This is a genomic window from Streptomyces sp. Tu 2975 (assembly GCF_009832925.1).
Classification (GTDB): Bacteria; Actinomycetota; Actinomycetes; order Streptomycetales; family Streptomycetaceae; genus Streptomyces.
Window position 1 is genome coordinate 2,039,911 of sequence record NZ_CP047140.1, and the last position, 25,594, is coordinate 2,065,504.

At 72.0% G+C, this 25,594-nt stretch carries 19 protein-coding genes and 1 riboswitch; of the genes, 6 read left to right on the top strand and 13 right to left on the bottom strand.

The features are described from left to right. Positions 1–9: 9 nt before the first annotated feature. The 5 genes from GLX30_RS08920 to GLX30_RS08940 are packed head-to-tail and all read right to left on the bottom strand — an operon-like array spanning position 10 to position 9,097. Positions 10–1,620: a nitroreductase family protein gene (locus GLX30_RS08920; RefSeq protein ID WP_244258079.1), complete on the bottom strand. Its 1,611-nt coding sequence runs from the start codon at positions 1,618–1,620 to the stop codon at positions 10–12. Next, positions 1,617–3,566, bottom strand: a complete 1,950-nt coding sequence (locus GLX30_RS08925) for a TOMM precursor leader peptide-binding protein (RefSeq protein ID WP_159685695.1) — start codon at positions 3,564–3,566, stop codon at positions 1,617–1,619. Before GLX30_RS08925 ends, GLX30_RS08920 begins: the two co-directional genes overlap by 4 nt. Continuing rightward, a complete protein-coding gene (locus GLX30_RS08930) occupies positions 3,556–5,235 on the bottom strand; it encodes a hypothetical protein (RefSeq protein WP_159685699.1) in 1,680 nt (559 codons plus the stop codon). Before GLX30_RS08930 ends, GLX30_RS08925 begins: the two co-directional genes overlap by 11 nt. Further along, a complete protein-coding gene (locus tag GLX30_RS08935; protein ID WP_244258080.1) occupies positions 5,232–7,922 on the bottom strand; it encodes a hypothetical protein in 2,691 nt (896 codons plus the stop codon). The genes GLX30_RS08930 and GLX30_RS08935 overlap by 4 nt, the downstream gene beginning before the upstream one ends. Beyond that, complete coding sequence (locus GLX30_RS08940) at positions 7,919–9,097, bottom strand: hypothetical protein (protein ID WP_244258081.1); 1,179 nt, start codon at positions 9,095–9,097, stop codon at positions 7,919–7,921. The genes GLX30_RS08935 and GLX30_RS08940 overlap by 4 nt, the downstream gene beginning before the upstream one ends. A gap of 229 nt (positions 9,098–9,326) precedes the next feature. On the opposite strand from GLX30_RS08940, the gene GLX30_RS08945 reads away from it, so the two are divergent. Beyond that, positions 9,327–9,881 (top strand): hypothetical protein, encoded by a 555-nt coding sequence (locus GLX30_RS08945; protein ID WP_159685703.1) that lies wholly within the window; start codon positions 9,327–9,329, stop codon positions 9,879–9,881. A 102-nt stretch (positions 9,882–9,983) separates the two neighbouring features. Here the strand turns inward: GLX30_RS08945 and GLX30_RS08950 are convergent, their stop codons facing one another. The 3 genes from GLX30_RS08950 to GLX30_RS08960 form a co-directional block, all read right to left on the bottom strand. Beyond that, a complete protein-coding gene (locus GLX30_RS08950) occupies positions 9,984–10,163 on the bottom strand; it encodes a thiazolylpeptide-type bacteriocin (RefSeq protein WP_005310732.1) in 180 nt (59 codons plus the stop codon). A gap of 35 nt (positions 10,164–10,198) precedes the next feature. Then, positions 10,199–10,372: a thiazolylpeptide-type bacteriocin gene (locus GLX30_RS08955; protein ID WP_078535228.1), complete on the bottom strand. Its 174-nt coding sequence runs from the start codon at positions 10,370–10,372 to the stop codon at positions 10,199–10,201. Positions 10,373–10,595: 223 nt separating this feature from the next. Continuing rightward, the gene (locus GLX30_RS08960; RefSeq protein WP_159685708.1) at positions 10,596–12,128 is read right to left on the bottom strand and encodes a SagB family peptide dehydrogenase; all 1,533 of its coding nucleotides are present in this window, start codon (positions 12,126–12,128) and stop codon (positions 10,596–10,598) included. Between the two features lie 501 nt (positions 12,129–12,629). Here GLX30_RS08960 and GLX30_RS08965 point away from each other — a divergent pair. The 4 genes from GLX30_RS08965 (at position 12,630) to GLX30_RS08980 (ending at position 17,771) form a co-directional block, all read left to right on the top strand. After that, positions 12,630–13,925: a multicopper oxidase domain-containing protein gene (locus GLX30_RS08965; RefSeq protein WP_347879701.1), complete on the top strand. Its 1,296-nt coding sequence runs from the start codon at positions 12,630–12,632 to the stop codon at positions 13,923–13,925. Between the two features lie 63 nt (positions 13,926–13,988). After that, a complete protein-coding gene (locus GLX30_RS08970; RefSeq protein WP_159685711.1) occupies positions 13,989–15,725 on the top strand; it encodes a fatty acid--CoA ligase family protein in 1,737 nt (578 codons plus the stop codon). Continuing rightward, positions 15,722–16,690, top strand: a complete 969-nt coding sequence (locus GLX30_RS08975) for a 2-amino-3,7-dideoxy-D-threo-hept-6-ulosonate synthase (protein WP_159685716.1) — start codon at positions 15,722–15,724, stop codon at positions 16,688–16,690. The genes GLX30_RS08970 and GLX30_RS08975 overlap by 4 nt, the downstream gene beginning before the upstream one ends. Next, positions 16,662–17,771 carry a 3-dehydroquinate synthase II gene (locus GLX30_RS08980; protein WP_159685720.1) on the top strand — a complete coding sequence of 370 codons (1,110 nt, stop codon included), beginning with the start codon at positions 16,662–16,664 and terminating at the stop codon, positions 17,769–17,771. Before GLX30_RS08975 ends, GLX30_RS08980 begins: the two co-directional genes overlap by 29 nt. Positions 17,772–17,884: 113 nt before the next feature. On the opposite strand, the gene GLX30_RS08985 is transcribed toward GLX30_RS08980, so the two are convergent. Then, complete coding sequence (locus GLX30_RS08985; RefSeq protein WP_005310744.1) at positions 17,885–18,490, bottom strand: response regulator transcription factor; 606 nt, start codon at positions 18,488–18,490, stop codon at positions 17,885–17,887. A 30-nt stretch (positions 18,491–18,520) separates the two neighbouring features. Then, positions 18,521–19,060, bottom strand: a complete 540-nt coding sequence (locus tag GLX30_RS08990) for a hypothetical protein (RefSeq protein ID WP_159685724.1) — start codon at positions 19,058–19,060, stop codon at positions 18,521–18,523. Positions 19,061–19,294: 234 nt separating this feature from the next. On the opposite strand from GLX30_RS08990, the gene GLX30_RS08995 reads away from it, so the two are divergent. Further along, positions 19,295–20,257, top strand: a complete 963-nt coding sequence (locus GLX30_RS08995) for a helix-turn-helix transcriptional regulator (RefSeq protein ID WP_244258082.1) — start codon at positions 19,295–19,297, stop codon at positions 20,255–20,257. 106 nt (positions 20,258–20,363) lie between these two features. On the opposite strand, the gene GLX30_RS09000 is transcribed toward GLX30_RS08995, so the two are convergent. From GLX30_RS09000 to GLX30_RS09010, 3 genes are all read right to left on the bottom strand, one after another. Then, the gene (locus tag GLX30_RS09000) at positions 20,364–20,606 is read right to left on the bottom strand and encodes a hypothetical protein (protein ID WP_159685730.1); all 243 of its coding nucleotides are present in this window, start codon (positions 20,604–20,606) and stop codon (positions 20,364–20,366) included. A gap of 702 nt (positions 20,607–21,308) precedes the next feature. Beyond that, positions 21,309–22,181: a LysM peptidoglycan-binding domain-containing protein gene (locus GLX30_RS09005; protein WP_159685733.1), complete on the bottom strand. Its 873-nt coding sequence runs from the start codon at positions 22,179–22,181 to the stop codon at positions 21,309–21,311. 2 nt (positions 22,182–22,183) lie between these two features. After that, positions 22,184–22,344, bottom strand: a riboswitch (cyclic di-AMP (ydaO/yuaA leader). Positions 22,345–22,774: 430 nt separating this feature from the next. Then, positions 22,775–25,474, bottom strand: coding sequence for a cellulose binding domain-containing protein (locus GLX30_RS09010; protein WP_347879702.1), 2,700 nt, complete (start codon positions 25,472–25,474; stop codon positions 22,775–22,777). Positions 25,475–25,594 lie beyond the last annotated feature (120 nt).

Here is a 25,594-nt window from a genome sequence, read left to right on the forward strand (position 1 = left end):
AGCGCTCCTTCACAGTCTCAGGTCGAGCAGCGCGCCACCGGTGTCCTGCGGGACTCCCACCACCGCGGACAGGACGATCGTCTCGTCCTCCTCCAGGCCGAGGACGCGCTGTACAGGTATCTCCTTGAACGCCCTGACGGGGCGTGCGAACAGGCCGGACGCCGCGGCGGACAGACACAGCCCGTGCACGGCCCAGCCGCAGGCGTGCTGTGCCGCGCCCCAGCCGGCCGGGCCGAGCCGGGCGAACAACTCCCTGGGCCGTACGGACAGGAAAACGGTCATGGGTGCGTTCCTGATGCCGCAGCCGTTGACGGGCGAGACGCCGTATCCGTAGTGGTCCTCCAGCCGGGCCGAGGCCTCGGCGTCCCGGCGGAACAGGCGGGCCGTCGCGGCCTGCGCACGGTGCACGCCGTCCTCGTGGCCGTCGACGCCGTGGGTGACGACCGTGATCCGGACCGCGTCGAAGGCGGCCGCGAGTTCGGGGCCCGGCGGGGGGACGGCGAGCCAGCGCAGGGCGGTGTCCAGGGCCTCGGCCGGCACCCGCCGGCGTCGTCCCGTCATCCCGTGCAGGGCGCGCGGCATCCGCCCCGAGTGGCGCTGCCAGAGCAGTTCGGCCCAGTCGGGGGTCCGCTGCGACGCCGGAAGCCCGGCCGGGACGGCGGTGGTCAGCGGTACGGCGTCGCCGGCGTACGTCTGGGACCGGTTGACCCGGACGAGGTCGGCGAGTGCCGGGTCGCGCCGGGTGACGTCCGGAGGGACGGGGTCGGGTGCGGTCCCGGCGGCCGCGGCGGGCGGCGGCTCGCCCACGTCGAGCACGAAGGGCAACGACCACTCCCAGGTGCGGTCCAGGCCGATGCCGTCGAGGAGGGCGTGGGCGCCCGTGTCCGGCAGCCTGAGCCGGGCCGGCTGCCCGAACAGCTCCAGGCCGATGCTCAACGCCCGTAGCACGATGCCCAGTTCGATGGCGACGAGCGACCCGCGGAACCACTTGTAGGCGGCGGGGATCGCCGTGTAGCGCCCGGTGAGCGCGATCCGCCGGCCGGGTCCCGGACCGGGCGCGCCGGTCAGCGCGTGCCGGTCCGGTTCGAGCAGTCGCCAGGGGTCCTGGCCACCGCCGTCCACGAAGGCGTGGACGGGGAAGAGACAGCGCGGGGAGGCGTACGACCTGTGGTCGTTGTACGGGTTCTCCGGCTCGCGGCGCTGCGGCCCGAACGCGGTGACGAGCGCCCGGCCGAGCGGGTCGGTCACCTCGGCGGAGCCGGGCGCCCGGCCGAGCGGGTCGGTCACCTGCGGGCCGCGGAGGGCCGAAGCGCCGCCGGCCGGCCGGGGGCCGCCGCCGGGGACCTGCGGGAACGGCATCCGTTCCAGCAGCCCCACCGTGCCCGGCGGCAGCGTCGTGCGCGCGCCCCGTCCGCGCGGCGGCGGGGGCGGGACATGCTCGTCCGGCGGCGGCTCGGGCGTCCATGTCCAGTCCGGTGCCGCCGGTTCGTCGTCGCCGGCGCCGTACGCGTACCAGAGCGGCTCACGGGCGATGCTGTTGTCTCCCTCGGGCCCCGGCAGGTCGACCGGGCAGCCGCGGCCGGTCGCCGGTCCGCTCCGGGGTGCGGTCGGCGCGGTCACGGGAACGGGTGCGGGTCGTAGGGGACGGCCCGGTGCTCCTGGCCGGTGCCGCGCAACGCGGCCTCCAGCCTCGGCAGCCCCGCGAGACGCTGCTGGGCGTGCCCGAAGCACATGGGCAGGATGCCCGGCACGACCGCACGGGCGACCGAGATCCCGGCGTCGGCGTGCTCACGGCTGGTCTGGTCGACGAGGACGACCTGGTCGAGGCCGGCGTCCGCGAACAGGCTCCGTACGAAGTCGAGCGCGCCGCGGACGTCGCCGCCGGACTCCCGTGCCAGGCGCTCCGGCCAGCCGGGGAACGCCTCTTCCAGGGTGACCGGGGCGCCGCCGAGGGCGACCGTGGCCCGCTCGCGCGTCTCGGGCAGTGAGGAGAACCGCACATGGTCCTCCAGCTCCTGCACCAGCCAGGGGTCCTCGACCATCGGCTCCACCTGCTCGCGCGTCCAGTCGACGGGGTTGGTGACGAGCTGCGCCACCTCCCGCAGGGCCCCGCGGATCGCGGACTGCGGATCGGCGCCGGAGCCGGCGGAGGAGAAGGTCGCAGGGAACGGGTTCTCGCGGTTCACCGCGAGGACCCACACCACCGGAAGGGCGATGTCCCGGGTCGCGACCAGGAGATGCACGTCGAATCCCCTGGCGCGGACCAGCTCGATCATCGCCCGGCTGGTCGGGTCGGTGATCGACGATTCGGGGATGTACGGCAGCGGACGCGCCCGGTACCAGCAGGTGAGGAAGGCGTCGCGCTCGGCCAGCTCGAACAGCGAGTGGAGCGCGGCCTCCTCGAGGCCGGCGCCCACGGCGCAGCCGCTGGAGGACTCGTAGAAGTAGTGCTTGCGCTCGTGCGGGCCGACCGCGCGTGCGGCGCGGCGGTCCCTGCGGAAGGCGTACTCGTACTGGTAGAAGGCGTGGTCGGCGGGGACGAGCAGGGCCCGCCCGTCGGCGAGGTCGTGGCCCCACACCCAGTCCATCTCGGTGTGCTCGTCCGACGGCGTGACCCGTGAGGTGGGGTGGTCGAGCTGCTCCTGCGTGTATCTGCCGAGCGTGCCCGGGTCCACGGCGTGCTCGGCGATGTCCTTGTACGCACGGCCCGTGAGGACCGGAATGTCGTACGGGAAGCCGCCGAGGCGCTCGTACGCCTCCAGTACGGCGACCGGCTCCGTCTCCGCGAACGTCTGCGCGCGGCCGTGGCCCATGGCGGGGGCGTCGGCCACGACGGCCATGCTCATCGCGAACGGGGCGTGGGACTCGCGCAGGATCGCCCGGACCGGTCCGAAGCGCTCGTCGACGAGGCGGTCGCGCAGCAGACCGCGTTCGACGAGGCGGCTGTCCGCGGACCGGGTCGGGTCCACCGCGGAGGCGGGCCGGCCGGTGAGGGCCAGTGGCAACGGCCGTGCCGTGCCGTCGAGTCGCTCCGCGTCCGGCCCGCACAGCGGGCAGTGGAAGCTGCGCGCGACGCGGTGTCGTCTCAGCCCTTTCGAGGAGACGGCGTAGGCCTCTCCGGGCCCGAGCGGCCGCTGCGCCAGATACTCCAGGGTCGCCCGGAGCAGTTCGGGGAGCAGCGGCGCGCTCGGGGACGGGGCCGTGGTGGCCCGGTCGAGGTCGGCGACGAGGGGGTGTTCACGGATCGTGCGGTCGCGTACCTCGGCGCAGCCGGCGCAGCCCGCGGCGGTGCCGGGCCGCCACAGGGGGCCGATCATCACCTCGTCGTCGTGGAGCCGCACCGAGAGGTGGCTGCGGCCGGCGGCGGTGGCAGCGGCGAGCTGCCGGTGCTCCCAGTCGAGGTCCCAGCCCCTGTTGGCGGCCACCGTGCCGTCGCTCGCCTCGGCCATCTGCGCGATGACGGAGCGCCAGGTGCCGTCGTTGTAGGGGGAGGTGGGGCGCGAGGTGAGCCCGGGTCCGGTCGCGACGCCCGGTGTCCGGGTGCCGGAGGCCGTGTCAGTTGCCATCGTGGGTCTCCCGGGGGCGTGCCTCGGCCGCTACGGGCCCGTACCAGAGGGGGATCTCGCCGAGTACCGCGTCGCCGCGGGCCGGACGGCCGGCGTAGCCGCGGCCGGTCTCCGCCCCCTGCTCGGTGAGCTGCTTGCGCAGCGTTCCGAGGACCGTGCTGTCGGCGAACAGCAGGGCGTCGGTGGAGACCTCGTCGACGGGGCGGGTGCCGTCGGACGCGGGTCCCGTGTCGGTCGTGAGGGCGCGGGCCAGTGCGGTGCACAGGCCGTTGCGTACGGCCTCCTCCACGGTGGCTCCCCACGCCTGCCCGAGCACCTCGGCGCCGTCGGTCACCCGCGCCAGGCGCCAGTCGAGGCCCGGGACGTGGAGCAGGCCGACGGCCGGTCCGGTGGCGAGGAGCGGGCGCAGATGTTCCCGGATGCGGTGGGCCTCGTCGTCGACGGCGTCGTCCGTCACCTCCCCGAGCGGCCGGGCGTCCGGCGTGAGCAGGCGCAGAGCGCCGTCCAGGAGCCAGTGTTCCTCCGTGAGCCCGGCGGCCGGAGTGCCGTCGCCCTTCGGGCTCCTGGCCCGCAGCGCCGCCAGGGCGGCCGCCACCGTGGCGGTCTCCTGGTGCGCCGCCCAGGCGACGACGGTGCCCGGTCGGTCGCCGCGCTGCTCGGCCGCCCGCAGTGCGAGCGGCATCTGGGGCAGGTCCTCGCCGGCGGCCGACGCGATCAGCCCCGTCCATCGGCGGGCGACCGCGCCCGCCGCTTCGAGCGCCGTTCCCGGTTCCGGCATCGGCTGCGCCACGGCGTCCTGGAGGGAGCTCGGTCGGCCGGTCGCGGCCGCCACGTGAGCTCCCTCGACGGTCACCCGGTCGGAGACCAGGTCCGCCCCGTGCACGACATGGGCCTCGCCCATGGCAGCCGTACCCGTGAGGGTGTCGAAGACCAGTTGTCCGGCGAGGGCGCCGGCGAGGGCGTCCGCGACCGGCCGTGGTGCGGGCGTGACGCCCTCGGCGTCCGCCCAGGCGAGGGCCCGGTCCCGGAACGCCGCCCAGGTACGGGCCCGGCCCGGGCCGGTGAGGGCGGGGCCGACGAGGGTGACCCGCCCGCCGAGCAGCAGCGGCACGTAGTGGACGTGCTGCGGCAGTTCGGGCACCTCGGCCCCGGTGGCGTCGAGGACGGCGTCCATGCCGTCGTACGTGCCGCCGCCGAAGGCCGGCGATCGGGTGACCGTCACGTTCTCCACGCCGGCCCTGCGCAGTCCGCGGACGGCCGGACCGGTCGCCTCCGGCGGGCCTGCGACGGTCACCCGCGCCGTGCGCAGCCGCTGGAAGGCCGCGTAGGGGTCGTCGTGCAGGGACTCCAGGCGGGCCAGCGGTTCGGGGTGCCGCTCGCGCACCGCCGCGGGCGGTTCGGGTTCGGTGAGGGCCGCGGTGTCGAGGAGCATGCCGTTCCCGCGGAGCTGCGCGACCAGGTGGCGGACGGCGGGGCGGGCCCGTTCGGTGCCGATGGCGGCGACGAGTTCGTCCTCGGTGGCGCCTTGCTCCAGCAGGGGCACGCATCCTTCGGCGACCGCGTGGAGGACGTCGGATCCCCGGAGCACGAAACTGCCGCGGACGCCGCTGAAGTAGACACCGCCCGGGACCGGCGCGAAGTGGAGGTCCGGTCGTGCCTTGAGCTTCATGACTGCTTCCCCTCGTCGGCGCGGTGGTAGGTGAACCGCCCGCCCGCCTCGCGGCCGACCTCGACGACCCACTCGGTGGCGTGCGTGCCGTCGACGACGGCCGGCAGGGCCTCCTCCAGGTAGCTGCCGCCGGTGTCCGCGCCGCGGCGGTCGAGCATCCGGGGCAGTACGCGGGTGCTGAGGGCGCTCGTCAGGTCGACGTACTGCGGCTTCTGCTGGAGCCGCTTGGACTGCACGTCGGGTGCGCCCACGGACAGCGGGCCCTCGTCCTCGGGAGCGGTCTTGATCACGACCTCCTCCGCCACACCGTGGCGGGCGCGCCAGGCGTTGATGGCGAGGAGCCGGTCGTGCTCCTCGGGGCCGGCGGCGACGGCGGCGGCGAGCTCCTCGCCGCCGTACCAGCGCCGCCTGCCGATCAGCACGTCGCCGACGGCCATGCGGGGCGCGGTCCTTGTGGTGCGCCCGTCCCACGGGGTGGCCGCGTGCCAGCTGTTCGGCAGGCTGTTGAACAGCCGGCCGCTGATGACGAGACCGGAGGCCACCGACAGCGGCGGCGGGAACAGCCCTGGGTGGCCCGTGCCGAGCGGCAGGATCCGCAGCGGGGCGCCGTCGGCGTCCTCGACGTGCAGGGTGTCGGTCGTCGCGTCGTGCACCAGACGCAGGGTGAACCAGTCCTCCGGCGTGAGACCGCCGGGGAGGATCGGCGTGTGCGCGTTGACGTTCAGCCGGTGCAGGCCGAGGTCCTCCGTGACGCGGGCCCCGTCGAAGCCGTAGGCGCGCCGCAGGTGTTCCTCGAGGAGCGGCAGCGCCCGGCCGCCCTGGCGGCGGTCGGCCTCCAGGAAGCGGGCGTAGAGCATCCCGTGGCCGGGCAGGCCGTCGTTGAGGATCAGGTGCCGCCCGGCCTGCTGGAGGAGCACGCCGTAGATCAGCGGGTCCTGGCGGAAGCGTTCGGGCAGCGCTGCGGTGAGGCCCTCGACGTCGCCGGGCGTCAGGACGAGGGTGTCCTCCCCCGCCTCCGCGGCCTTGGACAGGCGGGCGTGGACGGCCTCCGTCAGCTCGCGGCGCAGCAGGTACATCCGCTCCAGTGAGCCGTCGGCGGGGCCGATGCCCGCGAGCGCGGACGGGTCGCCGGTGCCGTTCGGCCCGTACACGGCGTCCATGGCTGCGGCGCGGCGTGAGACCTCGCCGACGACGAAGGCGGCGTTGGCCGCCAGGGGCACGTCTGCTCCGGCGCCGAACCGCTCGACGAACGCGGCGGTCATCAGGACCCGTACGTCGTGCAGCCAGTCGAAGACGGTGAGGAGTTCGACGGCGGGGCCGAGGTCGGCGAGGGGCTGCCGCCACTTGTCCGTTGCCACCTTGAGCGGTGGCATGGCGTAGTCCTCCTCGACCGTGATCATGGCGGGCCGGCGGGCGAGGTGGCTGAGCCTGCCGAGATCTCCGCGCAAGGCGGCGAGCACGGCGCCGCGTTCGGCGGCGGGCGCGGCCGCGAGCTCCGGCAGGCCGGCCTTGATGCTGTCGGTGAGCCCCGTGGTGCGGGGGTCGCGGGGGCCGAGGAGGTCGTCGTAGTCGGCGGCCCCGTCCTCCGCCTCGTGGAACGAGCACAGCAGGCCCTGCCCGAGGGCGTGCCGCACCCGGCGCTCCGCGTCCTCCTCGGCACAGCCTGCGCGGTCCGCGACGTGCCTGACGACGGAGGGATACGGGCGGGGTCCCATGGAGACCGCGTCGAGCAGGTCGCCGGCGGGGCCGTCGAGGGGCACGGCGAGCCGGCGCATGCCGGCGTCGGTGAGCTTCAGGAAGAAGAGCTTGCCGGCCTCCGGGTCGGGTGCGGAGGTGGGCGGCAGGCCCACCCAGAGGTCGGAGAGCGCCGCGTCGTCGGGGGCGGGCAGGCCGCCGAGCACGTAGCCCAGCATGACCCGGTCCAGGCCCGGGAACGCGGTCGCGCCGCTGAACGGCACGTCGCCCGGATCCACCCCGTCCGGGTCGGGCTCCGCGATGCCGACGGCGGTGAACCGGGAGAGCGGGCTGGTGCGGACCATGGCCCGGGTGACGTACTGGATCAGTCCGCGCTCCGACTTACGGGTACGGGCGGAGACCTTGCCCGGGCCGAGGACGGCGGCGCGGTAGCGCTCCGCCTCCTGGTGCACCTCGGGTGCGACGAGCGCCAGAGAGCGCAGCAGGTCGTCGTCGCCCAACAGGGCGGCGAGGCGCTCGCGTTCACGGTCGGCCGCCGCCGCGTAGCCGCGGGTGATGTCGTCGCGCAGCCGTTCCCTGCGCTCACGCGCCTCGAGCCACCGCTCGACGGCGGGGGTGGGGGCCGGCGGCTTCTTGGGGGCGCGGTCGTTGTGGACGGTGCGCCGCAGGGCGATGAGTTCCCGTCGCTCCGCGTCGTCGGCCGCGTCGCCGATGCGGTGGTAGAGCTCGTCGGAGCACGCGCCGGCGGCTGTGCGCAACGCGCTTTCCGCGTCGGCGAGTTCGGCGAGCAGTCCGCGCTGTCCGGGGTCGCCCAGCCGGGTCCGGCGCAGCGGATTGACCCGCAGGAACCAGAGCGGCTCGGTCTCGGGCGCCTTGGAGGCGGACGCGGGGGCAGGATCGGGGACGGAGGCCGGGGCGGGCGCGGACCCGGCGAGGAGGCCGGCGGTGGCCCGCGTGGCGTGGGCGGCTGATGCGGTCGTGGGCGCGGTCATCGTGGGACTCCCGTGAGGTCGGCTGTGGTGGCGGCGCCCGCACCGGGCCGCCGGGCGTCCAGTCGCTCCTGCCAGGACGTGCCGAGGACGTCGTCGACCGTCTCCGCCATGGCGAAGCACATGTAGTAGCGCTGCATGGGAGAGACGGTCAGCAGCGGCAGCTGCTCGTAAAAGAGGTTCGTCAGCAGGCGGAACGCGGCGAACCACGGCGAGGGGTCGGTGACCGCTCCCGACGCGTCGACGGCCCGGTGGAAGTCGCTGTCCGGCTGCTTCCCCTGCGGCACGATGCGAGTCGCTCCGGGCGGGCCCATCTCCGTGCGGTCGACGCCCTCGGTGACGCCGTCGAGCAGTCCGAGCGTGAGGGTGCCCGCGGCCACGGCGCTCTCCAGCGCGCCGGAGCTGTACGCGAAGGCGGTGCGCCACTCCGCCGCGGCGGGCGAGACCTCGCCGCTCAGGCGCTGCTCGACGACGGCCCGCAGCCGCGGCGCGTCCTGGGCGAGTCGCTGCACGAACAAGGGCCTGACGTCCTTGGTCGGTGCGGCCCAGGCGAGGAAGGCCTCGACGTGGGAACGCGGCGAGAACACCCCGTAGGCGGGGCCGAGGTAGTGGGTGTCGGCCAGCGCGGCGAACGCCTCGGCGAGCCGGACGGTGGCGGTGCCGGGATCGCCCGCGATGCCGTCGATCATCCGCAGCAGCGGCTTGTTGAGCGCGCCGAGGACGACGGTACGGAAACGGTCGAGCCGGGGTTCGCGGGAGGCCGTGTCGCCGGGGGCGACGGCTTCGACCGTGCCGTGCTCCCGCAGCGGAAGGTACGGCGGCTGCACCGCCTCCAGCCGGCCGAACTCCCGCGCCTGCTCGAGATACGCCTCCTCGGTCAGGGCCCGCGGCGGATCCAGCGGCCCGGCGTCCAGCCGGCGGGCGACGCCGGCCCAGTCGGGGCCGCCGCCCGGCAGGCCGGGCGCCGACAGGGCGAGGATGTCGACGTGGGGCCCGTGCAGCCAGCCGCGGCGCAGCTGGACACCGGCCGCTCCCTGCTCGCCCAGTGCCCGGGCGACCGGCACGACGTGCCGGGACAGCCACGCCGGTGTGACCGGCATCCGTGTGTGGAGCCGCACCCCCGTCAGGCCGGCGGAATCCGGCCTCACGGCAATGCGCTCCGGCGCATCAACCCCCATTTTTTCGCACCTTCCGGGAAGTCGAGAAATGACTCGAGAAAATCGAATCCACATGTCGGCCCTGAATGCCTTGCGACCATCATGTGGCACGGAAAAGCGGCGAGAAAGGCGATGCGGGGCGGGCGCTTACATACGTCACCGCTTTCGTGACACCCGCGCCGTCGGCGGGACGGTACGCCCGTGGCCGAAACCCGTCAGGCGGGCGCGGAGATCGCTGTACCCTCCGGCCATGACTACGGACACGGAGTGCCTGGCACTCACGCAGAATCTGCGCCGCCGCGGGGCCATAGTTCTCGCGGTTTTTGCCCTGGTGTGGGCTTTTGCGGCGGGTTCCGGCATCGCCGCGATGCCTGTTTCCGTCACGGTCGGGGCGGTGGGCGCCGTACTGACCGCCGTGGCCGTGTTCCTGGCGTTCCGCGGGGCGGCGGGGCCGCCCGGCCGCATGGTGCGACTTCCGGAGAAGTGGAACCGCGGGGTGGGTCTGGTGAACGCCCTCGAGGTGGTGGCCGTCTTCGCGGTGATCGCCGCGTCGAACGCGACGGGTCACGCCGAGCTGATCCCGCCGGGGATCTGCCTCGTGGTGGGCCTGCACTTCTTTCCGCTCGCGCGCCTCTTCGACCAGTGGCAGTACAGGTGGACGGCGGTCCTGCTGACGGCTGTCGCGGTCGTCGGCGTCGTGGTGGCCGTGGCCGGCTCGACCGACGAGACGGTGCGCGTCGTGGTCGGGGCGGGGGCCGCGGTCGTGCTGTGGCTGTCTTCGTTCCATGTGGCGGTGCGCGGCTGAGATTCGGCCTCGGCGCCCGTCCTCGAAGCACAAAAGGATGTACCCATCCAGCTCCCGGCTGGATGGGCGCATCCTTTGGAACGTCCGATCAGGTACCTCGGATCAGCAGGCGGAGCAGGTCGAGGACGAGGAGGACGAGGTGCCGATCGAGCCGCTGGACGCGCCCATCTCGGGGAGGGCCACACCCTGCGCGACCTCAAGGGTCTCCAGCTCGTCGACGTCGAAGCTCTCGAAGGCCTTCGCCGCGTCGTCGCCGTTGTTCTTGATGTCGTCGATGCTCATTGTCTGGATCCTTTCGGGATTCGGTCGAGGGGTACTCAGCAGGCGGAGCAGGTGGAGGACGAGGAGGACGAGGTGCCGATCGAGCCGCTGGACGCGCCCATCTCGGGGAGGGCCACACCCTGCGCGACCTCGAGGGTCTCCAGCTCGTCGACGTCGAAGCTCTCGAAGGCCTTGTCCGCGTCGTCGTTCTTGATGTCGTTGATGCTCATGGTGAATTCCTTTCCGAATTATTCTGTGCAACCCGTCCGGCTGCACAACCAATAATGCTCAGCCGGCCATCCCGGATCCAGAGTTTCTGAGCCCGCGCTGACATTTATCACCGCACGAATAACTGCGGTCATGACGGAACCGGAGCCACCGGAATACAAAAATGCCGCCTCGCCTCGCCCGGAAGGGGCGGGAAAAGCGGCACTTTCGCAGGTCACGGCCGGCTCATGTGTCCGTCTGCAGAGACCATTGGGGATCGTTGAGCATGTGCCAGCCTTCCTCCGGTTCGCCGGCCACGGTGTCGTCCGGGCTGCGGCTGCCGAGCAGGAAGTCGCCCACGGACGACTCACGCAGGTAGTCGAGCCCGAGCACCCGGGCGGACATGTCGGCGTCGCCGTTGCCCAGCCCGCACGGGGCGAGGCCCATCGCCGTCGCCACCAGGTACATGGTCTGGTAGAGCACACCGGTGTGCCGAAGGGTCGTCGCGTAGGCGATGGCACGGTACTTCCACGACATGCGCTGGAAGCGTGCCGTCATGGTGATCAGTACGTCCGGCCTGGCTTCCATCCCGGTGGCCCTGGACGCGACATGGAACAGCGACTCGCGGTCGGCGGCCCCGTCGTTGACGAGGACGAGGCGGTGGGCGACGGGGTCGTAGTAGTAGATGCCCGCGTCGAGGCCCTCGCAGCGCCGCACGGTGACGTACAGCTCCAGCTCGTAGCCCTGGCCACCGCTGGGGTAGGGACGCGAGACCACCTCGTCGCGGCCGCTGCCCTCCTCCGGCGTGTAGTGGGCGCGTACCCGTGCCACGCGGTAGAGGAACTCGCCGAGCTGCCGGGCGGTCAGCGGGCGTCCGCCGTAGGAGCGGATGGAGCGGCGGGTCTCGATGGCGGCCGTCAGTGACGGGTCGCGGTCCGCGATGTCCTCGCGCGCCGGCCGGTGCAGCTCCACGCAGGGACCGCCCGGCGCCGGCTTGACCGCGGGCTGCGGGTCGATCTCGTCCCGGTAGGGGTAGACGGCGCCGAACACGTCGTCGTACCGGCCGGAGCGGACGCGGGAGTGGAACAGCAGGTCGTGGAAGTCCCACTGCCGCAGCGTCGGTTCCGTGTCGGAGACGAAGGCGCCGTCCGCGTCCGCCTGTTCGGCGAAGCCGGCGCCCACCAGGTGGCGGAGCACGTCCGTCGTCTCGTCCTCGGAGAGGCCGCCTGTCTTCGTCAGGCTCCCGGCCGTGACCGGCTCACCGAGCGCGGCCGCGATCTCCCGGGCTGCCGGGTCGGCCAGGACGGCCCGGAACTTCACCAAGGGCGACTCGAGCACCAGCGCACCGTCCCGTGAGCGCAGGAACGCGAACCGGGAGAGCCGTACCGGCAGTCCGGCGTCCACCTCCCCCACCCGGTACTCGGCGTCCCGGGCGGTCGGTTCGAGTCTGATCAGTTCACGGCGCCCGCCGGGGCCGCCGTGGGTGAGGACGCTGCGGGCGACGAGGTGGCCGACGCGGTCGAGGAACCGCTCCACCTGGACGCGTTCCGCGGGCCGCAGTCCTTCGAGCAGTTCGTGCACGGGTGTCGGCCCCTGGCTCAGCCGCCGCAGCGCACGGCGGATGCCGCCGCGCACCGGCCGCAGGGTGAAGGCGGTGACGGGGCTCGTCAGGGTCGCCGACTCGCCGTCGAAGGCGACGTGGACGTCGTGGCGGAACACGGGCGCGGCCCGGGGCGGTGACGGCGCCTCCCCGGTCTCCTGAGGTGAATTCGTCTGCATGGTGGTCTCCGCTTCGCGTGATGAGGACAGACGTCGGTCATCACTCTCGGGCCCGGACCGAGCGGAACCGCCGGCCGTGCGCAATTCCCGTGACACGCACCGGTGTCCGTCATGACACCCGTCATCACCTTCGCCGTGAAAGCCGCCCGGCATCCACCGAACAGCGCGGCGGGAATTCCGGCGTTCGGTTCCGGTGACCGAGGTCATGGAACGGGTGACACATGCCAGCGGACGAAGCCGTGCGCTCGGAGTTCGGCACTTCCACACGCATGCTCGGAACACGAATTCACCGCACATCACGGCTACTTCAGTAAGGAATCACCTCGTGCTCACTCGTCGTCATGCCATACGGCTCGGGCTCACCGCGGGCGCCTTCGGCGCCGTCGGCGCGGCGGGCGGGCTCTTCCAGACCCTTGCCACGGGGGACCGGCGAACGCCGCCCCGGCGGGCACCGGCGCGTCGGCCGGGGCGGCTGTCACGCCGTTCACGGTGCCGCTGCCCGTGCCGAAGGTACTGCGCCCCTATCGCAGGACGAGGTCCGCCGACCACTACGCGGTGGCCATGAGCCGGACCTCGCTCGAGATCCTTCCCGGGCAGCGCACCGAGGTCCTCACCTACAACGGGTCCTTCCCCGGGCCCACCATCCGGGCGCGCTCCGGGCGCACCGCAGTCGTCAGACAGATCAACCTGCTCGACATGCCCACCTCGGTCCACCTGCACGGCGCGAACAACCCCGTGGAGAGCGACGGCGGCATGATGGACACGATCGCGCCGGGCCGTTCCAAGACGTACGTGTACCCCAACAGGCAGCCGGGCGCGACGTTGTGGACCCATGACCACGCCCATCACATGGAGTCGGAGCACGTCTACCGCGGCCTGTCGGGCCTGTACCTGCTCGGTGACGAGGAGGAGGACGCGCTCGGCCTTCCGTCCGGGCGCTACGAGGTGCCGCTGGTCCTGCGGGACGCGCACTTCGACGCGTCGGGCCGGATGGTGTACACGATGGACGACGCGGAGAACCGGACCACGATCCTCGTCAACGGCCGGCCCTGGCCGTACATGAAGGTCGAGGGACGCAAGTACCGCTTCCGGATGCTCAACTCGTCCAACCTGCGCATCTTCATCCTGGCGCTGTCCGACGGCAGCCAGGTGACGCAGATCGGCGCCGACGGCGGACTGCTCCCGGCTCCCGCACCCACGCCCGTCCTGGTCCTGTCCCCCGGTGAGCGGGCCGACTTCGTCATCGACTTCTCCACGTACCCGCCGGGCACGCAGTTGGAGCTGGCCAACATGCTGGGGCCCGGGCCCGCCGACCTCGTCGGCCGGATCATGCGCTTCGACGTGGGCGAGAAGACCCCCGACGACAGCCGGGTCCCGCACGTGCTGACGACCCTGCCGGCGCTCCGGAAGCCCACGGTGGAGCGGAGCTTCGAGCTGCAGATGGACGAGCCGGGCAGCGGCGGACACCAGGCGTACATCAACGGGAAGACCTTCGACGCGAACCGCATCGACACCGAGATCAAGTGGGGCACAACGGAGGTCTGGACCGTCACCAACGCCAGTGTCACCGTGCCGCACAACTTCCATACGCACCTGGTCCAGTTCCGCATTCTCGAAAGGGACGGGCAGCCGGTCTATCCGGCGGAGGCGGGACTGAAGGACACGGTGCTCCTTTTCCCCGGGCAGACCGTCAAATTGCAGATGACCTTCGACACCCACCGGGGCGTCTATCCGTACCACTGCCACATGATCGACCACAGCGCCATGGGAATGATGGCGCAGATGAAGATCGTGTGACTTCTCCCGCAAGCCGATCCGCTCATTTCTTCAGGCATTTCCGACGGGAAAGGAAGGAGGAACATGACCATCACCCGATCCGTGCCCTACGTCCGCCGTATTCTCGACGCACTCGGCAAGGACCCCGCCCGGGCGGTCGTCCACCGCCGCGACGGGACCGTCGCGGCGGGCGAACTGACCGACTCGATCCTCGGCACGACGACCCTGCTGTACGACCACGGTGTCGGAACGGGCGACACCGTCGCCGTCCTGACCGGACCGAACCATCCGCTGATGCTCAGCGCCCGGTACGCCGTCCACCTCCTGGGCGCGACCTCCGTCTACGTACGGTCGATGAACCCGAGGACGGACACCGAGACATTCTCGATCAGCACCCAGACCGAGCTGCTGCGCGACCTCGGCGTGCCGCTCCTGCTGGTGGACGAGGAGAGCGCCGAGCGGGGGCGCTGGCTGTCCAACCGCCTGCCGGGGCTGACCGTACTGCCCATCCCGCGGGGCGCCCCCGCGCACGCCGTGCCGCTCGACCGGCTACGGGAGGGCCGGCCGGACGCCCTGGCCGTCGTCGACTTCACCAGCGGCAGCTCCGGCCGCCCCAAGATGGTGGCGCAGCGCTTCGGCACCCGTGACGAGCTCGTCGGCCGCCTCGCACATGGCCTCGATCCCCGGGGACCCGCGACGCTGCTGTCGGTCACGCCCATCAGCCATACGACGGCGCCGATGGCCGACGCCGTTCTGCTCAGCGGCGGGACGGTGGTGCTGCACGACGGGTTCGACGCCGACGACGTTCTGCGCGCCTTCGCCGAACAGCGGGTCACGGACGTCTATCTGGCCGTCCCGCACCTGTACCGGCTGCTCGACCATCCGGACGTCGCGACGACCGACCTGTCGTCGCTGCGCCGCATCACCTACAGCGGCACACCGGCGGCGCCGGCCCGTGTGGCGCGGGCGGTGGAGCTCTTCGGCGACGTACTGATCCAGGTGTACGGCACGACGGAGGCCGGCGGCATCAGCAGCCTGAACCCGCTGGACCACCGCGAACCGGAACTGCTCGGCTCCGTCGGCCGTCCCTTCCCCTGGGTGCGCGTGGAGATACGCGCACCGGGCGGGGGCCCTGTGGTCGAGCGCGGTGTCACGGGCGAGATCTGGGTGAACTCCCCCACGGTCACGGCCGGTTACCTCGACGACGAGCAGCTCACCGGCACGGCGCTCCAGGACGGCTGGCTGCTGACCGGCGACCTCGGGCACTGGGACCGGTACGGCTACCTCCGTCTCGACGGCCGTGTCGGGGACGTCATCAAGCACGGTGGTCTCAAGCTGGATCCGGCCGCCATCGAACGAGCGCTGCTCCAGCATCCGCAGGTACGCCAGGCCACGGTATTCGGCGTACGCGACCGGGACTACGTGGAACAGGTGCACGCCGCCGTCGAACTGCACTCCGGCGCCTCGCGGACCTCGAGCGACCTGCGGGGGTACGTCGCCGCGACGCTCACGCCGGAGCACGCGCCGGTCCGGGTGTCCGTGTGGCCCCGGCTCCCGCTCACGCCCTCGGGCAAGCCCGACCGCACCTACCTGCGCTCGGTCACGGCGCCACCGGACGAGACCCGTCCGCACGCCGGCCCGGGGCCGGCACCCCGCCCGGCGCACGACATCCGGACGCCCGTGCACGCCCACCGGCGCGGCGCGGTGCCCGGCACGAGCCCCCCGCGCGAAGCCACCGCGCGGGCCGATCCCGTCCGCGCAGGCGGCGCGGGGTCCTTGCCCGATCACGCAATCCCGCGAAGCAGAAAGGGCGTCACATGACCTCATACGGCCACTTCGCCCGGTCGCTGCGGCTGCGGCGGCTCTACCGCCACAGCACGGCCGGCCTGATGATCACCCCTCTCGACCATTCGATCAGTGACGGTCCCGTGGTGCCCAAGGGCACCACGCTCGACCACCTCGCCGGCCGGCTCGCGGCCGGAGGTTCGGACGCCGTCGTCGTGCACAAGGGCAGTGTGCGGCACATCTCTCCGGAGCGGTTCGCCGCCATGTCGCTGATCATCCATCTCAACGCGAGCACCAGCCGGGCGCTCGACCCGAACGCCAAGTACGTGGTGGCCGGGGTCGAGGAGGCGCTCCGTCTCGGCGCGGACGCCGTGAGCGTCCACGTCAACCTCGGCTCCGACGACGAGCGGGAGCAGATCGGCGATCTGGGCAGGATCGCCGACGCCTGCGACCGCTGGAATCTGCCGCTGCTCGCCATGGTGTACCCGCGCGGGCCGCGGATCACCGATCCCCGGGACCCGGAGATGGTCGCGCATGCCGTGACGATCGCCGCCGACCTGGGGGCCGACCTGGTCAAGACCGTGTTCCTGGGGTCGACCGCGGAGATGCTCGACCTCACCGCGGCCTGTCCCGTCCCGGTCCTCGTCGCCGGGGGTCCCGCCCTCGACAAGGAGGAGGACGTGCTCGCGTACGTACGCGACGCGCTGGCCGGCGGCGCAGGGGGAGTCGCGATGGGCCGCAACATCTTCCAGGCCGCCGACCCACGGCGGCTGGCGGCGAAGGTCGCCCGGCTTGTCCACCACTTTCCGGAACAGCACTTCGGTACGGGCCCGTTCGCCGGCGGCGACGCGCGGCTCGACGGCGAACGCCTCACCCCGCACCACCTGGACGACACGCACCTCGACAATCCACGCCTCGACAATCCACGCCTCGACGACACACGTCTCGACGACCTGACAGGAGGTCCGCATCATGACGGACGCCAAACTGTGCTGGCTTGACATCCGCGACGCCGGCTCCGCCACCGCCGCCATCCTGGAGGAGGCGGTCCACCAGCGCATCGACGGCATCGTCGCCGCCGACCCCGCCGCCTTCACCGGTCTGCCGCCGACCGTCCGCAAGATCCTGCTCTACCCGGACGGGAACGTGCCGGACGACATCGGCGGCGCCGACCTGGTGATCGTGCCCGGCGGCAAGGACCTGCGCGCCCCGCTCGCCGAGGCGCACCCGGACGTGGAGTTCGGCCGCTACGTCGAGATCGTCGACGCCGACACCCTCGAGGACGCCTGCCTGGCCGCCCGCCTGGAGGCATGGAGCGTCCTCGACTTCCGCGACCCCACGAAGATCCCGCTGGAGATCGTGATCGCGGCCGCCACCGGTTCGCCGGGGTCGATCGTCACGACCGCGGCCAACCAGGAGGAGGCCGAGATCGTCTACGGCGTCCTCGAACTGGGCTCGGACGGTGTGCTGATGCCGGGCCGCACCGTCGGCGACGCGACCGCGCTGCGTACGGCCGCGACCTCCCGCACCGGCGAGATCCCGCTGGTCGAGCTGACCGTGACCGCGGCGACCCACATCGGCATGGGCGAGCGGGCCTGTGTCGACACGACGACCCACTTCCGCAAGGACGAGGGCATCCTGGTGGGCTCGCACTCCAAGGGCATGGTCCTGTGCGTCAGCGAGACCCATCCCCTGCCGTACATGCCCACCAGGCCCTTCCGGGTCAACGCGGGCGCCCTGCACTCCTACACCGTGGCGCAGAACGGCCGCACCCACTATCTGAGCGAACTGCACGCCGGCAGTTCGGTCCTGGCCGTCGACGTCAAGGGCCGCACCCGGCCGGTCAGCGTCGGCCGGGTCAAGATCGAGACCCGCCCGCTGATCTCCATCGACGCGGTCGCCCCGAACGGACAGAGCGTCAACCTGATCCTCCAGGACGACTGGCACGTACGCGTCCTGGGCCCGGGCGCCTCCGTCCTCAACAGCACGGAACTGAAGCCGGGGGACACGATCCTGGGCCACCTGCCGACGGCGGACCGTCATGTGGGTTACCCGATCAACGAGTTCTGCCTGGAGAAGTAGCAGCATCCGCACCACGTCGACGCACCGCCCGAAGACGCCCCGCCCCGGCACCCTTTGTGCCGGGGCCGGCGCGCGTCCGGCCACGTACCGTGCCACCCCGTGCCCTCCCGCCCTCACAGCCAGCCGTGTTCGCTCGCGATGCGCGCGGCATCGAACCGGTTGCGGCCGCCGAGTTTCTTGATGGCCGCTGAGGTCAGATTGCGTACGGTGCCGGCGGCGAGATACAGCTCCCCCGCGATCTCCTTCACGCTGGCGCCCCCTGCGGTCAGCCGCAGGACGTCCATCTCCCGGACGCTGAGCGCGGTTTCCCCGGCGACGGCCGGACGCAGCAGCGCGGGATCCACCGTCAGACACCCGCCCGCGACCCCCATGAGGGTGGTCACCAGTTGCGGCAGCCGCGCGTTCTTCGGCACGACCCCCAGGGCTCCGGCCGCCACGGCCCGGTCCACCACCGCGGGTGTGGCCGCGCCGACCATCAGGGCGACCCCGCACCACGGGTGCGCGGAGCGCACATCGGTGGCGGCCCGCAGTGCCTTGCCGCCCATGGTGCTCTCCCCGAGGAGCAGGACGGTGGGCCGGTGCCGTTCGACGGCGGGCATGACGGCCTCGTAACTGGTGGCGAGTCCGACGACATCGAGCCCGTCGGTGCCGTTGAGCGTTTCCGCGAACGCTTCCAGGACGAGCTGGTGATCGCCGGCGACGACGACGCGAATGGACATGTCCTACCCCCGTGACGATGTGATGGATGATCAGGCGGACCGTCTGCGGTCCGGGGTGCGGGCCAGAGCGTCGACCAGCCGTTCGACCGCCGAACGGGCCGGCTCGTCGTCGCGCGGGGCGGCGGACGTGGCGGCTCTCGGGCCCGGGTCGACCTCTATGTGCGGTGCGCCCTCGGGCAGGGCCCGGGCGACGGCCGCCGACACGGCGTGGAAGGTCGCCACGAGCCGGTCGGACGCGCCGCACCGCGGGACGACGACGATCGAGGCACTGACGGGGCCGATGTCCGCGGAGATCTGGCCGGGCAGGCCGGAAACCGCGTCGGTGTCCTCGGCGTCCACCTGGTAGGGCAGTGCCACGTGTCCGATGCCGGCGAGCTCCTTGCACAGGAAGGCGGCGTTGGTGGCCGCGTCGTCACCGCGCCCCGGATGCCCGGCCCCGACCACGGCGACCGCCGCGCCCGCGGCGCAGAGCCGTGCGGTGATGGCCCTGCCGATGCCCGTGGTGGCGTCGACGACCAGGACGACGCAGCCGTCGAGCGGCACGGGCGCGTAGGAGGCTGCGATGGGCACGGCCGGCTCCTTCGGGAGTTCGCGACAGACTTGGGACGGTCCTGATTCCTGCCGCCCTGTCAAGAAGATCGATCAGCGGGTAACGTGCGGAAAGCGTGCAGAGGGTGAAAGGAACTCACAGTCGGCGGGTGTGTGCGGGCCTGCCGAAGGGCGTTCCGAGGGCCCTGAACACGTGGATGAATAAACGTTCAACCGTGGTCAAGGGGGAAACACCACGTGGATGAAGTTTCGTCATTGGATCAAGAGACCCTCGCGGTCTACCGCGCGATCCTGTTCCACAAGGAGTACGACCCGAAACGGCTCGCGGACCTTGTGGACAGCACCTCCGAGGAAGTCGAGGCTGCACTCGACCGGCTGTCCCAACTCTCCCTCCTCGCGCCGTCCCACGTCGCTCCCGGCCAACTGCGGGCGGTGAATCCGTCACTCGGCCTGAAGGTCCTGCTCCAGCGGGAAGAACGTGAACTGGCCTGGCGTCAGCAACGGATCGAACAGAACCGTGCCGCCCTCGCCGCGCTCGCCGCCGAATACACCGCCTCCGGCTGGGCCGGTAACCTCGACGGCACGGAGCTTCTCGACAACGTCGACGACATCCGGATCCGCCTCGAGGCCCTCGCCGAGTCCTGCACGCGGGAGTCCCTCGCGTTCCACCCCGACAACACCCTCACCGAGGGATCGGTCGAGGCGGGCCGGCCCCTCAACGAGCGGGCGCTCGCGCGGGGTGTGCGCTTCCGCTCCATCTATCTGGACAGTGTCGCCAACGACCGCGTCACCAAGGCGCACGCCCAGTGGATGGCGGAGCGGCAGAGCGAGATACGGACCTCGCCGACCCTGCCCATGCGGCTGCTCATCGTCGACACGTCGGCCGCGATCGTCGCCGGCCTCCCCGGCCAGGCCCAGCCCTCGGCACTGCTGTTCAGCAGTCCCCCGGTGGTCCTGGCCATGCGGGCGCTGTTCGAGGCGTACTGGGAGCACGCGAGCCCCATGGACGCCCCGGTCTCCCGGGCCGGCGGACTGACCCCGCAGGAGCGCAAGTTGCTCCAGCTGCTCGCGACCGGACTCACCGACGAGGCCGTGGCGAGGGCGCTGGGCATCGGCGTACGCACCGAGCGGCGCATCGTGGCCGAGCTGATGGAACGGCTCGGGGCCTCCAGCCGGTTCGAGGCCGGCGTGCAGGCCACCCGGCGGGAGTGGATCTGACGCCGGTCCCTGCGGGCCGTCGGCACGGTGCCCGCGACGGTCCTCGCGGAACCGGGGATCCTCGTCGTTGTCGTCATCGCTGTCGTCATCGTCGGCTCCGATGCGGTTACGGCCAGACGAAGTCGTCGGGCGCGCCCGGCCGCCCGGGGAGGCCGGGAAGCGAGGGCAGGGAGGGCCACACGACGTCGTCCGGCAGGTCCGGCGGCGTCGGCCAGACGAAGTCGTCCGTGGAGGCCGGCGCCGTCCGCGGCGCCTCTGCCGCCTGCGCCGGGGAGGCCAGCAGGATGCCGCCCAGGAACGCGGCGGCGACGGCGGATGCGGCGGCGGTACAACGGGTGGCACGGGACATGGAGTGTCTCCATTCGTGAGTACGGGTGCGGCGTACGTTCCGTTCCGGTGTCCTGTGGCGGCCGGTCCGTTGCTGCCGTCCGGCGCCTGACATGAGGTAATCACCGGGAGGGGCCGGCTGTCCGTATTCAGCCAGGCCAGGAAGCTGCACGGCAGGGAGTTGCCTGGCTCGGCACGACGCGCGTGCCGGAGCGCGGGGCGCGTCCCGTGCGCTTCCCGGACGCCTGCGACCTGCGCCTTCCGGCCGCACGGCCCTTGCACCGGGCCCGTCGCCGGTGTGTTCGCACCGCATCCCCTCGGCCCGGCGCGGACGCATCAACGCGCCATCGTCCGCCGGAGCCGTCACCTCCACGATGGCACACGGCACCTCGGGAGCCGCTCGAGAGCCGCTGGAGCCACCTCGGGCGGCCGTGACCGCGGTCCGGGGCGCCGCCCGAGCCCGGCCGCTTCCCGCCGGTGCTGCTCGCGTCGGCTTCCCGATGCCGCGCGGGCCTCTGCGTGCCGCGCGGCACCCTCACCCCACCGGCGAACGCCCGGGCGGGGACGCGGGCCACGGGCGGGGGCATGTGAGGGCGCGGCGTCTCGTGCGGCACATGCGGCCGCGGACCCGGACACGACCACAGGCCGGTGCCCGGGGCGCCGTGGGCGTCCCGGGCACCGGCCCGTCAGGTGGAGGCGGCTCATCAGTGGCCGCGCGGTCCCGTCAGTAGGGGCCGTTCACGTTGTCGATCGAACCGTACCGGTCGGCGGCGTAGTTGCACGCGGCCGTGATGTTGGCGACCGGGTCGTACAGGTCGAAGGACGTGCCCTCGACGTGATAGGCGTCGAAGGTGGGCTGGATGACCTGGAGCAGGCCCTTGGAGGGGGTGCCGTTGACGGCGTTGATGTCCCAGTTGTTGATGGCCAGCGGGTTGCCGGAGGACTCACGCATGATGTTGCGGTGGATGCCTTCGTAGCTTCCCGGGATGCCGTGCCGGCCCATGATGTCCAGCGACTCACGGATCCAGCCGTCGAGGTTGTTCGCGTAGGCCGGCTTCGCGGGGGCGGCAGCGGCCTGGGCCGCCGGGGCGCTGGTGCGCTCGGAGCGGTCCGCGCGGGCGGTGTCGGCGGCGCGCTCGGCCTTCTCGGAGGTCTCGGCCTCTTCCGCAGCCTTGGGGGCGGCCTTCGCCTTGGCCTGCGGCTTCACTTTCGGCTCGGCCTCGGCCTCGGCCTTGGCGCCGATCGTCAGCTCGAGACCGGGGTGAATCAGCGCCGGGTCCGCTCCGACGGCCTTCCGGTTGTCCTTGTAGAGCTGCTTCCAGCCGCCGTTCAGCGAATGGTCCTCGGCGATCTTGTAAAGCGAGTCACCGGCGACCACGGAATACGTGACGGTGCCGGCCTTCTGCGCGACGGCCTGCGCGGCCGCGGCGACGGTCGTGGCGGGGGCCACGGTCCGCTCCGCCGCGACGGGGGCCGCCTGAGCAGCGGTGCCGCCCAGGAGCGGCAGGGCGAGCGCGGCGCCGCCCGTGCCGGCAGCGACGAATCCCCGGGTCAGCGAACGGGACTTGGGACGACGGTGCTTACCCTTTGCGGGCATGGCGCTTTCCTCTCCGTCGCCTGCGAGGTGAGCTGTCGGGTTCGGGCGGGAGATGCCCGGCCACAGGTGAATGCGGCTTAACCCCGAGCCGTTCCGGATTCCGGTTCGGCGACTTACCTGGTTCCCCCGCTCCTGCCGTACGTGAAGTGAGTGCGGTTGCGGATTCCGGACGGCGGCAGGATTCGGCGGTCCACCCGGATTGACGGTGACCGTAAACGAGAGCGCCCTCGTGAAACAAGTGCCGAATTCCACATCACAATCCGAATAGGGCTTCCGCGCACGGCTTTTCAATTGTCAGTTCCGCGTCAAGAAACTCAAAGCCCTTCCCAGGAAAGGGAAGTACCCCTTCCGCCACCTCTCCCCGCCCGCCGGGCAGGTGACCGACATCACGGGCCCTCCGTGCAACCACTCGGACCGCCAAAGCATCTCAAGGACGCCAACTCGCAACAACGAAGCTTAATTGGACTTAACAAGCAAGACGGTAAAACAAGCCATACCGGACATGTTGGGGAGAAGGCTCCCTCCAGCGGACGCCGATCGGCCACGGGTCCTGGCCGGCACGCCCGCCGGCCAGGACCCCCGACCACCCCTCCTCAGCCCCGTATGGTGCAGGTCTCACCGCCCGAGGCGAAGGCGGCCGGTGCGGTGTTGCGGCCCGACCAGCTGCCGGTGAATCCGAAGGACACCGACGCACCGGCGGCCACCTTGCCGTTCCAGGAGACGTTCTCGGCCGTCACCTCGGGGCCGCTCTGCCGATGGGCGGCGTTCCACATCTGGCCGACCTTCTGCCCGTCGGGGAAGTGCCAGCGCAGCTGCCAGCCGTCCAGGGCGGCGCTGCCCGTATTGGTCAACGTCACATCGGCCTGGAAGCCGCCGGACCACTGGCTGGTGATCTTGTAGGCGACCGAGCATCCCGCGTCCCCGGGCGGGTCGGGGTCGGGACCCGGACCCGGATCGGTGCCGCCGCCGTCCGACGACTCGCCGTACTGGATGCCGCGCCCGTTGGTCGACACGTACACCCGCCCGTAGACCCGTGGGTCGCCGGTGATCGAGGCGCCGGTCCAGCCCCACTGGTGCGCGTCGTCGTTGATCCGCCTCCACTCGGCGCCGCCGTTCGTGGACCGGAAGATGCCGCGCACCCCGCCGATCTTCGCGCCGACGAAGATCGTCCGGTACGAGGCGCCGGGAGCCGCCTTGCCGAAGCCCACGGCGTCCGCCTGCTCGACCCCCTCGATCCTCCGGAAGGTCGCACCCGAGTCGGTCGAACGCCACAGTCCGTACGTCCCCGAGGCTGTGCCGCCCGCGAGCCACACGTCACCCTCCACGCCGGGCACGGCCTTGAAGCGGACGTTGCCCTCCTGCGGCAGACCGCTCGACGCCCTTGCGGTGAACGTGGCTCCGCCGTCCTGCGACACGTAGAAGGTGCCGGCCTTGTACCCGTAGAACTTCTTCGGGTTCACGCGGTCGGACTCCACCGTCGCCCCGGCGGGGATCCCCGTGGACGTAGTCCACGAGCTGCCGTACCCGGTGGTGTGGTGCACACCGGTGCCGTCCGGGCTCCAGACGAAGCCGCTGCCGTCCGCGGCGGCGGCGACCGTGCCTCCGCCCGTCACCCCCGAAGGCTGCGAGGCCTGGAACCAGTTGGCCCCGTTGTCCGTGGAAAAGCCGATGTGCGGGGCGGCGTCGGCGTTGCCGACCCGTACGACCGTGGCGGGCGCCGCCTCCGCGAAGTCCAGGCTCGTGGTCGACGAGAGGTTCGGCGAGGTGAACATCAGAGGCGGCACGGCGTCGAGGTCGGTGTGCCGGAAGCCGCCGATGTCACCGAGGGCGCTCAGCAGCGGCGCGCCCGACGGCGGGCTCGCCAGGTCGTTGACGGCCGTCTCCTCGAGCCCCTTCACCATGGGCGTGATGGTGATCCGGCCGCCGGAGTCCCAGGTCCGCAGATTCTCGGTGCCGTAGATGGTGGCTCCCGTGCCGTACATCATCCGGTCCGAGTCGAACGGGTCGATCTCCAGCGCCTCCGTCATCCAGCCCAGCTTGGGCGTGACCTCGGGCGGGGACGGGTTCGCGCCCCAGGAGAGCCAGGGCACGGAAGAGACGTCCTGCGTGTAGCGGAAGGAGCGATCGGGGTAACTGGTGTATTTCCAGCCCCTGGTCCAGGTCTCACCGCTGTCCGTGGAACGGAAGATCTGCGTGTCCGGCCACCAGGAGCTGTAGGCCGTGGCCATCAGGGTGCCGGGCCGCTGCCGGTCCACACTCAGCCCGCTGAAGCCGGAGTAGGTGTCGGCCTCGGCGGTCGGACTGGTGTCCTTCCACTCGCCGGTCGCCGTGTCGTAGCGCGCGATGCGGCCTTTGGCGCCGTCGTACGGGCCGCCGGTGTCGCTCAGGGTCAGATGGAGATGGCCGGTCGCGGAGTCCAGGACGCCCTTGTGGGCCAGATAACCCGTCGGCTGTCCGGCGATCCGCGACCAGGTGGCACCGCCGTCCGTCGAGCGGTAGACGGTGTTCTCCTTGTCGGCGACTCCGACGTAGATGTCCTGCGTGGCGCTGCCCGCACTGCCGGAGCGCTCGTCGAAGGTCACCCACACGACGCCCTGGTTGTCGTTCGCGTAGCCGCTGGTGTCGGTCGGGTCCTGGGCGTAGTTGCCGGGGTTCGGGAAGGCGGTCACCTTCGACCAGGTCACCCCCGAGTCGGTGGACCGCCAGAGCCCGTGGCCGCTGGGGGCGCCCAGATAGAGCACCGAGTTCTTGTTGGGGTCCACCGCGAGCCGCTCGCCCATGCCGCGGCCTGGCATGTTGCCGCCGAGCTTGAAGGGCAGGGTGGTGGCCTGCCAGCTGACGCCCCGGTCGGAGGAGCGCAGGACGGCGCCGTTGGTGGGGTCCCAGCTGTTGGTGTACGTGCCCACGGCGGCGTACACCTTGTCCGGGTCCACCGTGTCGGAGGCGAGGCTCACGACCCCGGTCCAGCCCCATCGGTCCCAGTCGATCCAGTCGAGCAGTGGGGTCCACTCCTTGCCCGCCTCGTTCCAGCGGTAGGCGCCGCCGATGTCGGTGCGGGCGTACGCGAGGTCCTTCTCCGAGCGGTTGAAGACGATGCCCGGCACGAAGCCGCCCCCGTCGATGCGCACGTTCTTCCAGGTGTAGGTGTCCGCGGGCGTCGACACATCGGATGCTTCGGCGGCGGTGGCGGCTTCGCCCGAGCGCGCCGCGGCCGGGCTGCCTGCGGTGAACAGCCCGGCCGTCAGGGCGAACGCCGCCAGTAAGGCAGCGAGTGGTCTGGCGCTTCTGCGCACGGAAACGTCCTCTCCGAGCAGACCGCCGAGGGCGGCGGCACGAGTGGTATACGGAGGTGGGAGCGCTCCCAATGCGGACGATGGTAGCGGGGTGAGCTCATCGGGAGAAGAGTGGTGCGG